Source organism: Kineococcus deserti (genome assembly GCF_050871945.1).
Taxonomy (GTDB): domain Bacteria; phylum Actinomycetota; class Actinomycetes; order Actinomycetales; family Kineococcaceae; genus Kineococcus.
Genome location: NZ_JBJLSI010000007.1, coordinates 188,025 through 199,241, shown reverse-complemented (window position 1 = coordinate 199,241; position 11,217 = coordinate 188,025). Strand labels below are relative to the sequence as shown.

Genomic DNA, 11,217 nt, shown 5'->3' with positions numbered 1-11,217 from the left:
CCCCCCCCCCCCCCCCCCCCCCCCCCCCCCCCCCCCCCCCCCCCCCCCCCCCCCCCCCCCCCCCCCCCCCCCCCCCACCCCACCCCCCCCCCCCCCCCCCCCCCCCCCCCCCCCCCCCCCCCCCCACGTCCCCCCCTGGCGCGGGGGGGGGGGACAGGACGGGTGGGGGTGGTGGGTCGGGGAGGATGCGGGTGTGAAGGCCCTGCTGTCCACCGTCCGTGCGCTGATCGCGCTGCTGCCCGCGGGCAGCTCGCGGTTCGTCGTCGCCTACTGCGTGGGGCAGGCGCTGCTCGCGGTGTTCGACGTCGCCGCGCTCGGTCTGCTCGCCGTCCTGCTGCCGGCCGCGGTCAGCGGTGAGGGCCGGCTCGTCCTGGCCCTGCCCGTGCTCGGATCCTCCGTCAGCACCACGCAGCTCATCGTCCTCATCTGCGTCGCCAGCCTGCTGCTGGTCGTCAAGTCCCTGGCCCAGCTCGCCCTGATCCGCTGGGGCGTCGTCCGGTTCGCCGAGCACGAGGTCGACGTCGCCGACCGGCTGGTGCGCGCCTACCTGTCGGCCTCGTGGGCCTACCGGCTGCGGGCGTCCTCGGCGCGCGCGGTCCGCACCGTCGACGAGTCGCTGAACCAGGCCTTCAACGGGTTCCTCATGCCGTTCTCCAGCCTCGTCGCCGAGATCGCCTCGCTCGTCGCCGTGGGCGTCGTCGTCCTGGTCGCGGCGTGGCAGACCGCGATCGTGGCGGCCGTGTACTTCGGGCTGATCGCGGTGCTGCTCTACTCCGTCATCGCCCGGCGGGCCGCGGCGGCGGGGCGGACGGCGACGGCCGCCAGCGTCGACACCATCCGGCTCGTGCAGGAGTCCTTCGCCACGACCAAGGAGATCACCCTGCGCGGACGCGGCGAGCAGCTGGCCTCGGTGGCCCGGGAGGTCCGCACCGCCAGCGCCCGGGCCCGCGGGATGGCCTTCTTCTACTCCGTCGGCCCGCGGTTCGTCCTCGAGGCAGCCCTGCTCGGCGGTTTCCTCGTCGTCGGCGGGGTCGCGGTGCTGACCCAGGGCGTGACCGAGGCCGTCTCGGCCATCGGGTTGTTCGCGGTCGCCGGGTTCCGCGTCGTGCCGTGCCTGACCCGTCTGCAGTCGGTGTTCGCGACGATGCACGCGCACGAGCCGAACGCCCTGGAGGTGCTGGACGCGTTGCGGGAGACCGGCGCGGCCGGGGCGCCGCCCGCGCGGTTCGTGCCCGTCGACCCCGCCGGCCTGGCCCCGGGCGCGGTCGAGATCGTGCTGGACGACGTCACGTTCACCTACCCCGGCAGCGACCGGCCGGCGCTTGCGGGAGTTTCGCTGCGGGTCCCGGCGGGGGCGCGGGTCGCCGTCGTCGGCCGCTCCGGTTCGGGCAAGTCGACGCTGGTGGACGTGGTGCTCGGTCTGCTCGAACCGTCCGCGGGGCGCGTCGTCGTCGGCGGTTCGCCGCTGGCCGACGTCGCGGCGGCCTGGCGCGGGCGCATCGGGTACGTCCCGCAGGAGGTCGCGCTGCTCGACGCCGACGTGGCCGCCAACGTCGCGCTGTCGTGGCGGGCCGGCGACGTCGACGTCGAGCGCGTGCAGCAGGTGCTGGCCGCCGCGCAGCTGACCGACGTCGTCGCCGCGCTGCCGCAGGGTGTCCACACGCCGGTCGGGGAGCGCGGGCTGCGGTTGTCCGGAGGGCAGCGGCAGCGGCTCGGCATCGCCCGCGCCCTGTACGCCGAGCCCAAGGTGCTCGTCCTGGACGAGGCGACCTCGGCGCTGGACGCGGCGACCGAGGCCGCCGTGACGGCCACGGTCGCCGGGTTGCACGACGACGTGACGGTGCTCGTCGTCGCGCACCGGCTGGCGACGGTCCGCGACTGCGACGCCGTCGTCCTCCTGGAGCAGGGCCGGGTCGTCGACGTCGGGACGTTCGACGAGGTCGTCGCGCGGGTTCCCGACTTCGCGGTGCAGGCCGAACTGTCCGGGCTGGTCTGATCCACCGCCCGCGGGGCACGACACCCGCTCCCGGGCGGGCCGCCGGTCGACGCGCGCCGGGTGGTGGCAGGCTACGGCGCGGGCTACCTTGCCCCTCCGATGACTGACTACCTGCTCGAACGACGTTCGCAACTGGCCTTCCTGGCCTTCCAGCACCTGAGCCTGGTCGTTCAGAGCCTGGTCCTCGCCACCCTGCTCGGGGTGACGTTCGCGGTGCTCGTCCAGCGCCGTCCCCGGCTGGCTGCGTTCGCCACCGGCGTCAGCTCGGTGGGCCTCACGATCCCGTCCTTCGCCCTGCTCGGCATCGCACTGGCGATCTTCCGGACAGGTGTGCCCGCCGCCGTCGCGGCGGTCGTCTTCTACGGCGCCCTGCTCATCATGCGCAACGCCCTCGTGGGCCTGGCCGGCGTCGACCCGGCGTTGCGCGAGGCCGCCCGTGGCCTCGGCATGGGTCCGGCGCGCCGGTTGCTGCGCATCGAACTCCCGCTGGCCTGGCCCGTCACCCTGGCCGGGATGCGCGTGGCCGCCCAGCTGATGATGGGCGTCGCGGCCGTCGCGGCCTACGTCTCCGGCCCCGGACTCGGTGGCCTGGTGTTCTCGGGACTGTCCCGCCTCGGCGGGGCGAACTCGCTCGAGGCGGCCGTGACCGGAACGCTCGGCGTCCTCGTCGTCGCCCTCCTGCTCGACCTCGCCCTCGTCGCCCTCGGGCGCCTCACGACTCCCCGGGGGATCCGTGCCTGAGTCCGACCAGAAGTCCGCCGGCGGAGTCTCCATCGAGCTGCGCGGCGTCACCAAGAGGTACGGCTCCAAGGGTCGCGCGGCCGTCGACGACGTGTCGATGCACATCGCGGCCGGTGAGATCGTGGTGTTCGTCGGCCCGTCCGGCTGCGGCAAGACGACGACGCTGAAGATGATCAACCGCCTCATCGAGCCCACCAGCGGTGAGATCCTCATCGACGGCCAGGACGTGACGCACGCCGACGCGGACGAGCTGCGCCGGAACATCGGCTACGTCATCCAGGCCGGCGGCTTGTTCCCGCACCTGTCGATCGCCGCGAACATCGGCATCGTCCCCGGCATGCTCGGCTGGGACAAGCAGCGCACGGCCACCCGCGTCGACGAACTCCTCGACCTCGTGGGCCTGGAACCGGCCGCCTACCGGGACCGGTTCCCCAAGGAACTGTCCGGTGGGCAGCAGCAGCGCGTCGGTGTCGCCCGGGCGCTCGCGGCCGGTCCGCCCGTGCTGCTCATGGACGAACCGTTCGGCGCCGTCGACCCGATCACCCGGGCCCGGTTGCAGGACGAGCTGCTGTCGATCCACGAGGAACTCGGCACGACGATCGTCATGGTCACCCACGACTTCGACGAGGCGGTGAAGCTCGGCGACCGGATCGCGGTCCTGGACGTCGGGGCGCGGATCGTGCAGTTCGACACCCCGCAGACCGTCCTGGCCGAACCCGCTGACGACTTCGTCCGTGAGTTCGTCGGTTCCGGTGCGGGGCTGAAGCAGTTGTCGCTGACCCGGGTCGCGGACGTCCCGCTGCTGGACTTCCCGACGGCACGGCTGGGCGAACCCGCCGCCGAGGTCGCCGCGCGCGTGCGTGGTGCGGGGGAGGAGTCCGTCGTGCTGCTGGACGAACGGGGCCGGGCCGTCGCCTGGCCCTGGCTCCAGGCGCTGGAGAGGGGCGACTGCGTGCGGGACGGGCGGATCGTGCTGCCGCGCAACGCCCCGTTCGCCACCGTCGGCCGCCGTGCGACCCTGTCGGACACCCTGGACACGATGTTGCAGTCGCACCACGGCGGTGCCGTCGTGACGGGCCGCCGCGACACCTACCTCGGCGTCATCTCGGTCGACGTGGTCATGAGCGTGCTCCAGGGCGGCCGGATGCCGGGCGCCGCCGGGGAGGTGCGCACCGCGTGAGCCCGGTCACCAGAACTCAGGCAGTCGACGTCCGCAGCACCACCGGGGCCAGCAGCTCGGGGTGGAAGGACCTCCTCACCCAGCCCGTCGTCGTGGTGCTCGCGCTGACCTGCTTCCTCGTGTGGCGTTCGACCGCGGACCTCAGCGACACCCAGCTGCGCACGCTGGGGTGGGACGTGTTGCGGAACGACGTCGTCGAGCACCTGCGACTGACGTTCACCGCGGGTCTGATCGTCCTGGTGGTGGCGCTGCCACTGGGGATCGCGGTGACCCGCCCCGCGTTGCGTCGCCTGGCCCCCGTGGTGGAGACGGTCGCGAACTTCGGTCAGGCGGCCCCGGCCGTCGGTCTGCTGGTGCTGCTGGCGATGTGGCTCGGGATCGGCTTCTGGCCGGCCGTCGTCGCGCTGGTCCTCTACGCGCTGCTCCCGATCCTGCGCAACACCGTCGTCGGTCTGCAGGGTGTGGACCCCCGGCTGGTCGAGGCCGGTCGCGGGATGGGCATGTCGGCGTTCTCCGTGCTGCTGCGGGTGGAGCTCCCGCTGGCCGTGCCGGTCGTGCTGTCCGGGCTGCGGTCGGCGCTGGTGCTGCTCGTCGGGACCGCCGCTCTCGCGCCCTTCGTCTCCGGTGGCGGTCTGGGCTCGCTGGTCCTCACCGGCATCAACCTGGCCGACACCACGCTGCAGGTCAGCGGCGCCGTCCTCGTCGCGCTGCTGGCCCTCGTCGTCGACTGGCTGGGACGTGTCGTGGAACACGTCGCCAAGCCCAAGGGGCTGTGATGCGGCGTCGCTCGCTCCTCACCGGCCTCGCCCTCGGCGGTGCCGGGCTGGCCGGTTGCGGCCTGTCCAGCGCCAGCGGGTACCTGCCCGAGGCCGACCCGGGTTCCGTCCGGCGGGTGCCCTCCCTGGAGGGCGTCCGCATCGCGGTGGGGTCGAAGAACTTCACCGAGCAGTTGATCCTGGGCAAGATCGCCGGCTTGGTCCTGCGCGCGGCCGGGGCCGACGTGGCCGACCGGACGAACCTGCCCGGCTCGGCCGCCGCCCGTCGTCAGCAGGTGAACGGTGAGGTCGACGTGCAGTGGGAGTACACCGGCACCGCCTGGCTGAGCTACCTCGGGCAGTCGGAGGGCATCCCGGACGCGGCCGAGCAGTACGAGGTCGTGCGGGCGATGGACCTGGCGGACAACCAGCTGGTGTGGTTGAGCCCGTCGGCGGTGAACAACACCTACGCCGTGGCCACCCGGTCGGAGTTCGCGGCCGAGTTCGGGCTCGTCCGCTTCTCCGACGTCGCCGGCCTGCCCGTCGAGCAGCGGACGTTCGCGGTGGAGTCGGAGTTCGCCAGCCGCAACGACGGTTTCGTGCCGATGCTGGAGACGTACGGCATGCCGCTGGGAGCCCCTGACGGCGTTCCGCGGGAGAACGTCTCGACGCTGGACACCGGTGTGGTCTACACCGCGACCGACAGCGGCCAGGTCAACTTCGGCGAGGTGTTCGCGACCGACGGCCGGATCGAGGCGCTGGACCTCACCGTGCTGGAGGACGACCGGGCCTTCTTCCCCGCGTACAACGCCTGCCTCGTCGCCCGGCAGGACGTGCTCGTCGCACACCCAGTCATCGCCGACGTGCTGCTCCCGGTCTCGGACGCCCTGACCAACGACGTGCTCGTCCAGCTGAACCTCCAGGTCGACGTCGAGGGGCGCGAACCCGCCGACGTCGCCCTCGAGTGGCTGCGGTCCGCAGGTTTCGTCTCCTGATTCAGCGGGGGAGGAGCTCGCGGTAGGCGGCTTCGAGTTCCACCCACCCGTGGTCCTCCGCGTCCTCACCGACCGCGACCGGCCGCGGGTCCCCGTCGAGGACCGTCGCCAGGGTGTCGGTGCAGACGTGCCAGCCGGCGGCGAACTTCGACAGGTCGGGGAAGTCCTTCGTCGTGTGGTGCAGGACGAGGCGGGTTCCGGCGTCGGTGGGGTGCAGTTCCCAGCGCAGGACGTCCTCGCCCCAGCGGTGCTGCAGGACGCGGTTCTCCTCCACGACCTCGACGGTGGCGTCGAGCAGTCCACCGTCGGGTTCGTCCGTCATCCGGAGCTGCGCCTCGCCGGTGCTCGCGAGGTTGCGCTGCGGCAGGTAGGGCGTCCAGCGCACGACCTCCTCGGGGACGGTGAGCGCGGACCACACGGCCTGCGGCGGGTGGGTGAACTCCCGCTCGAAGACGAGGGTCCAGCGGCCGTCGGTGCCGGCGTGGACGCGGGTGGGGACGAGGTTCACGGTTCCTCCCGGGGGGATGCGGAGTCGAGGTGTCGGGCCAGGGCGTCGAAACTGCCGTCCCACAGGGCGCGGTAGGGCGCCAGCCAGGCGTCGAAGTCGGCGAACCCGCGCGGGTCCACCTGGTGCAGCCGGCGCTGCGCGTCCTGCGTGACGGTCACCAGCCCGTTCTCCCGTAGCACCTTCAGGTGCTTCGACACGCTGGGTTGCGGGATGCCGAGGCGCTGGGCGAGTTCGGAGACGCTGCGGCGGCCGGTGCGCAGGTCGTCGAGGATCCGGCGGCGTTGCGGTTCGGCGAGGGCGCTGAACGGGTCGGTCACAGCAGGAATATTCCTCCCGGGGAATTTGCCTGTCAAGGCATGTTCGGGTGCTTCGCCTGTGGTGCTCCGGCCGGCCGCGGGCCCCGCCGGCCGCACTGGCGGCCGGACGGAGGGCGCGGCGGCGAGCCAGGTCCTGTGCGGGGTTCCGGTGCGCAGTGCGGTTCCGGGCGCTGTTGACGGTCGACGGAACGCCTCACTAGGCTCCGGAAAGGGGTTTCCCCACGCCGATCGAGGAGGATCACGTGCAGCGCAGGACGTTCCTGGGGACATCCACCGCCGGGCTGGCCGCGGTCGCGACCACGACGTACGCGGCGGCGCCGGCCGCGGCACAGGAGGTTCCCGCAGTGGACGAGCAGTTCGCGGCGCGGTTGCTGGCCGCCGCCGAGGCCCAGGTCGACGCGGTGCTCGCCGGCCGCGAGGAGCAGCTGACGCAGCTGTGGGCGCACCGGGCCTGGGCACGCTCGGCGCTGCGGCTGACCAGCGTCCTGGCGGCGGAGCGGTCCCGCCACCACCGTTCGGCCGAACTGCTCGCGCCGCTGGCCTCGTTCGTCAGCGCCCTGCGCGCGGCCCAGCACCGGGACGGCACCTGGGACCAGGGGAACCTGCACACCCCGCCGGACTCGGCGTTCGTCGTCAACGACCTGTGCCCTGTGCTGGACCTGCTGCAGCGCGACGACTGGAACCGGACCCGGGACGTGCGCGAGGAACTGCGCACGGTCCTGGCCCTGGCCTCGGACGCCCTCGTGGTCGGCGGCGTGCACACCCCGAACCACCGGTGGGAGATCTCCTCGGCGCTGGCGCGGTTGCACGCCCTCGTTCCGCGGCCCGGGCAGCTGGAGCGGATCGGGGAGTGGCTGGCCGAGGGCGTCGACATCGACGCCGACGGGCAGTACTCCGAGCGCAGCCCGAACTACGCGTTCGCGGTGACGAACCCCAGCCTGCTGACGATCGCCCGGCTCACCGACCGGGTGGAGCTGCGGGCCCACGTGCGCCGGAACCTCGACCTGCACCTGCTGTGCCTGGAGGACGACGGAACCCTGGAGACCGTGCAGTCGCGTCGGCAGGACCAGAAGGAGGTCCGCGACTCCAGCGACGCGCTGATGGTCTACCGCGAGATGGCGATCCGCGACGGCGACGGCCGGTACGCCCGGTTCGTGCTCGACCAGCTCGCCCGCACCGACGAGCCCGCCCGCGCCGCCGACGGTGACGCCTGGGCCGAGGTCCTCGCACATCCCGACGTCGCCGCCCCCCTGCCGGCGCCGGTTCCGCTGGGCACCGAGGGAACCCACGTCCTGGCCGGCAGCGGCCTGGTCCGGTACCGCCGGGGTTCCAGCACCGCCAGCGTGTTCGGCGGTGCCGACCTGGTGGACGATCCGGACCGTCCCGGCGCCATCGCGTCCGGCCTGGCCACCAACCCGACGTTCCTGCGGTTCCGGCACGGCGCCGCCGTGCTCAGTTCGGTGCGGTTCGCCCCGAGGTTCTTCTCCTGGGGCCACTTCCGGTCCCAGGGCATCGAGGTCGGCGACGACGGAACCGTCACGTTGCGCCAGAACATGACCGGTGGCTACTACCAGCCGCTGCCCCCGGCCGCCCGGCGCGGCTCGGGGGAGTACGACCTGGAACTGGAGGGCCGGTTCTGGGCGGCGATGTCGTTCTCCGAACGGGAACGCGAGGCGCGGGTCCTGGAGACCACCGTGGTCGTCCGCCCCGTCGGGGGGAACGTGGAGAACGGCTTCGACCTCGAGTTCACGGTCGGCGGCACCGAGGAACCCGGCGACGTCCCGGCGACGGTGGAACTCGCCTTCCTGGGCGATGGAACACTGGAGGGCACCGAGGTGCTGGACGCCGAGGCCGGCACCCACCAGCTCGTGGCGGGCTGGGGGAGCTGGCGGGTCGGTGACGACGAGGTCCGGTTCGGGCCGGGCACGGGCTCGGGCCCGCGGCAACCGGCCGTCGTCGATCCGGGAGAGCGGTACACCTGGCTCGGCGGTGACGTGGTGCCGGCCGGAACCCGGGTGCTGCTGACGACGACGGTGCCGGGGAGCTGGACGCTGTCGATCCGCTGACCCCGGCCCGGCGGTCGGGATCCCGCCCGCCGGGTTCGCCTCGTCGTCTCAGAGTTCGATCCTGCGGAAGCCCCACTGGTGCGGGGCGCGCCGGACCAGGTCGGCGGGCGGCTCGGGCAGCCTCAGGGGTTCCTCACCCGTGGCGATGACGACGAGCCGCTCGTCGGCCGAGGCGTAGACGTCCGTCTGCCGGGCGTCCGGGAGAACCGCCCGGAGCCAACCGACGAGGTCGTCGAAGCAGCCTTCGGCCGCGCGGACCTCCCACATGGTGGTGGTCATCGCGCGCTGCGCAGCGGTGGGACCGTCGGCATCTCCTGCGCCGCGTCCAGGTCGGCCTGCGTCAGCCGGAAGGCGACGGGGTAGGCCGACCACGTTGTCCGCCGGGCCGGTTCGCTGGTGCGCCAGGTGTAGTGGCAGCGCAGGCACTGCAGCACCTCCCACACACCGGGCACGGGGCTGGTGGTCAGGACGTCGAGCGTCTCGTGCGCGCACCGCGGGCACATGGGTTCCTCCTCGGGAGTCGTGCGGTTCACCGGTCGGCCATCAGGGCCGTGAGCTTGGCGACCCACTCCGGTGTCTCCGGCAGGTCCTTGACCGGCTGGCTGTAGTGGCCGCGGGTGTCAGGCGCCACGGGGGTGGTGGCGTCGATGACGAGCTTGTCGGTGATGCCGGCGGGGTTGGAGCCGGGGTCGAGGGCGACGACCGACATGTTCGGCAGCTGCACGAGGTCCCCTGCGGGGTTCACCTTGCTGGACAGCGCCCACATGACCTGCGGCAGGTTGAAGGGGTCGACGTCCTCGTCGACGACGATGGCCATCTTCACGTAGCCCAGGCCGTGCGGCGTCGTCATGGCGCGCAGGCCGACGGCCTTGGCGAAACCGCCGTACCGCTTCTTCGTCGAGATGATCGCGAGCAGGCCGTGGGTGTACATGGCGTTGACGGCCTGCACCTCCGGGAAGTCGGCCTTGAGCTGCTGGTACAACGGCACGCAGGTCGCCGGGCCGATGAGGTAGTCCACCTCGGTCCACGGCATGCCGAGGTACAGCGACTCGAAGATCGGCGCGGTCCGGTGCGAGACCCGGTCGATGCGGACGACAGGCATGCTGCGCCCACCGGAGTAGTGCCCGGTGAACTCCCCGAACGGTCCCTCGACCTCGCGTTCGCGTCCCTCGATGACGCCCTCCAGGACGACCTCGGAACCCCACGGGACGTCGAAACCCGTCAGCGGTGCCGTCGCGATCGGGTAGGGCGACTCGCGCAGCGCGCCGGCCATCTCGTACTCGGACTGGTCGTAGCGCAGCGGCGTGGAGGCCATCAGGGTGATGATCGGGTCGTTGCCCAGGGTGATGGCGACGGGCAGGTCCTCGCCGCGCTCCTCGGCCTTGGCCAGGTGCAGGGCGATGTCGTGCACGGGCACCGGCTGGATGCCCAGGCGCCGGCGGCCCTTGACCTCCATCCGGTAGATGCCGACGTTCTGCTTGTCGAAGTTCTCCGGGTCGTCGGGGTCGCGCGAGACGGTCGCGGCCTTGTCCAAGTAGAACCCGCCGTCGCCCTCGTTGAGCCGGAACAGCGGCAGCAGGTCGAAGAGGTTGATGTCCTCGCCCTCGACGGTGTTCTCCCGCCACGGGGCGTCCTCGCGGCGGACCGGGGCGACGGGGAACTGCTCCCAGCGGCGGATGAACTCCGCCACCTGGTCCTTGGTCGTCGTCGTGGGTTCCAGACCCATCGCGATGGCGTGGTTCGGCCAGGAACCCAGGGTGTTCAGGGCGATGCGGGCCTCGGTGAAACCCTCGACGTCGTCGAACCACAGCGCGGGCGCCTGGTCGCCGATGCGGCCGGTGGCGTTGGCCGCGGCGGCCAGGTCGGGTTCGGGCTTCACGCGCTCGGTCACGCGCAGCAGCTGGCCCTTGGCCTCGAGGGCGTCGAGGAAGGACCGCAGGTCGTCGTGGGCCACGACGCTCCTCCAGTTCTCGGTGGATCAGTTCTCGGCGGGGTGGTCGACGAGTTCGGTGCGGGCCGCCTTCAGGCCGTCCCACCGCTTGGCGCGAGAGGACTCCAGGCCGAACTGGTCGAGGATGCGGGCGACGACGTGGTCGACCACGTCGTCGATGGTCAGGGGGTGGTTGTAGAACGCCGGCATCGGCGGGACGATCCGCACTCCCATCCGGGACAGCGCGAGCATGTTCTCCAGGTGGATGTCCGACAGCGGGGTCTCGCGCGGGACGAGCACCAGGGGCCGGCGTTCCTTCAGCACGACGTCCGCGGCCCGGCCGAGCAGTCCGTCGGCGTAGCCGGCGCGGATGCCGGCGAGGGTCTTCATGCTGCACGGGACGACGACCATGCCGTCGGTCCTGAACGATCCGGAACTGATGGTCGCGGCCTGGTCGCCGGGGCCGTGGACCACGTCGGCGAGGTCGGCGACCTGCCGGACGGTCAGGCCCGTCTCCAGTTCGATGGTCGTGCGGGCCCACCTGGACATCACCAGGTGGGTCTCCACCGTCCCCAGGTCGCGCAGCGCGCGCAGCAGCGCCACGCCGAGGGGTGCTCCGGTGGCGCCGGACATGCCGACGATCAACCTCATGCTCACCTCGAAAAGACGTTCGTGTACGAACTGGTGTTCACTGTACTCGTTCGCCTACGAACGAGCAACGGAGGGGTC

At 72.5% G+C, this 11,217-nt stretch carries 12 protein-coding genes; 6 read left to right on the top strand and 6 right to left on the bottom strand.

Annotated elements, in window-relative coordinates:
• Window positions 1–193 precede the first annotated feature (193 nt).
• From ACRYR2_RS08400 to ACRYR2_RS08380, 5 genes are all read left to right on the top strand, one after another.
• Window positions 194–1,996 carry an ABC transporter ATP-binding protein gene (locus ACRYR2_RS08400; RefSeq protein ID WP_432562386.1) on the top strand — a complete coding sequence of 601 codons (1,803 nt, stop codon included), beginning with the start codon at window positions 194–196 and terminating at the stop codon, window positions 1,994–1,996.
• Between the two features lie 99 nt (window positions 1,997–2,095).
• On the top strand, window positions 2,096–2,737 hold the full coding sequence (locus ACRYR2_RS08395) for an ABC transporter permease (protein ID WP_432562385.1): 642 nt from the start codon (window positions 2,096–2,098) through the stop codon (window positions 2,735–2,737).
• Window positions 2,730–3,917 (top strand): ABC transporter ATP-binding protein, encoded by a 1,188-nt coding sequence (locus tag ACRYR2_RS08390; protein ID WP_432562384.1) that lies wholly within the window; start codon window positions 2,730–2,732, stop codon window positions 3,915–3,917. The genes ACRYR2_RS08395 and ACRYR2_RS08390 overlap by 8 nt, the downstream gene beginning before the upstream one ends.
• Window positions 3,914–4,693 (top strand): ABC transporter permease, encoded by a 780-nt coding sequence (locus ACRYR2_RS08385; RefSeq protein WP_432562383.1) that lies wholly within the window; start codon window positions 3,914–3,916, stop codon window positions 4,691–4,693. Before ACRYR2_RS08390 ends, ACRYR2_RS08385 begins: the two co-directional genes overlap by 4 nt.
• The gene (locus ACRYR2_RS08380; RefSeq protein ID WP_432562382.1) at window positions 4,693–5,667 is read left to right on the top strand and encodes a glycine betaine ABC transporter substrate-binding protein; all 975 of its coding nucleotides are present in this window, start codon (window positions 4,693–4,695) and stop codon (window positions 5,665–5,667) included. Before ACRYR2_RS08385 ends, ACRYR2_RS08380 begins: the two co-directional genes overlap by 1 nt.
• A 1-nt stretch (window position 5,668) precedes the next feature.
• On the opposite strand, the gene ACRYR2_RS08375 is transcribed toward ACRYR2_RS08380, so the two are convergent.
• A complete protein-coding gene (locus tag ACRYR2_RS08375) occupies window positions 5,669–6,175 on the bottom strand; it encodes an SRPBCC domain-containing protein (protein WP_432562381.1) in 507 nt (168 codons plus the stop codon).
• Entirely contained in the window at window positions 6,172–6,492 is a 321-nt protein-coding gene (locus tag ACRYR2_RS08370; RefSeq protein ID WP_432562380.1) for an ArsR/SmtB family transcription factor, read from the bottom strand. The genes ACRYR2_RS08375 and ACRYR2_RS08370 overlap by 4 nt, the downstream gene beginning before the upstream one ends.
• 242 nt (window positions 6,493–6,734) lie before the next feature.
• On the opposite strand from ACRYR2_RS08370, the gene ACRYR2_RS08365 reads away from it, so the two are divergent.
• Window positions 6,735–8,558 (top strand): hypothetical protein, encoded by a 1,824-nt coding sequence (locus tag ACRYR2_RS08365; RefSeq protein ID WP_432562379.1) that lies wholly within the window; start codon window positions 6,735–6,737, stop codon window positions 8,556–8,558.
• Window positions 8,559–8,606: 48 nt separating this feature from the next.
• On the opposite strand, the gene ACRYR2_RS08360 is transcribed toward ACRYR2_RS08365, so the two are convergent.
• Genes ACRYR2_RS08360 through ACRYR2_RS08345 form a run of 4 tightly spaced genes read right to left on the bottom strand, consistent with a single transcriptional unit; the run spans window position 8,607 to window position 11,139 of the window.
• Complete coding sequence (locus ACRYR2_RS08360; RefSeq protein WP_432562378.1) at window positions 8,607–8,837, bottom strand: hypothetical protein; 231 nt, start codon at window positions 8,835–8,837, stop codon at window positions 8,607–8,609.
• Window positions 8,834–9,091 carry a non-oxidative hydroxyarylic acid decarboxylases subunit D gene (locus tag ACRYR2_RS08355; protein WP_432562377.1) on the bottom strand — a complete coding sequence of 86 codons (258 nt, stop codon included), beginning with the start codon at window positions 9,089–9,091 and terminating at the stop codon, window positions 8,834–8,836. Before ACRYR2_RS08355 ends, ACRYR2_RS08360 begins: the two co-directional genes overlap by 4 nt.
• Window positions 9,088–10,512, bottom strand: a complete 1,425-nt coding sequence (locus tag ACRYR2_RS08350; RefSeq protein WP_432562376.1) for a non-oxidative hydroxyarylic acid decarboxylases subunit C — start codon at window positions 10,510–10,512, stop codon at window positions 9,088–9,090. Before ACRYR2_RS08350 ends, ACRYR2_RS08355 begins: the two co-directional genes overlap by 4 nt.
• Before the next feature lie 24 nt (window positions 10,513–10,536).
• Window positions 10,537–11,139 carry a non-oxidative hydroxyarylic acid decarboxylases subunit B gene (locus ACRYR2_RS08345; protein ID WP_432562375.1) on the bottom strand — a complete coding sequence of 201 codons (603 nt, stop codon included), beginning with the start codon at window positions 11,137–11,139 and terminating at the stop codon, window positions 10,537–10,539.
• Window positions 11,140–11,217: the final 78 nt, after the last annotated feature.

Bases quoted from the DNA above. Each gene is read 5' to 3' on its own strand.
- ACRYR2_RS08345 (WP_432562375.1), bottom strand. From the start codon at position 11,139: ATGAGGTTGATCGTCGGCATGTCCGGCGCCACCGGAGCACCCCTCGGC.
- ACRYR2_RS08380 (WP_432562382.1), top strand. From the start codon at position 4,693: ATGCGGCGTCGCTCGCTCCTCACCGGCCTCGCCCTCGGCGGTGCCGGG.
- ACRYR2_RS08360 (WP_432562378.1), bottom strand. From the start codon at position 8,837: ATGACCACCACCATGTGGGAGGTCCGCGCGGCCGAAGGCTGCTTCGAC.
- ACRYR2_RS08395 (WP_432562385.1), top strand. From the start codon at position 2,096: ATGACTGACTACCTGCTCGAACGACGTTCGCAACTGGCCTTCCTGGCC.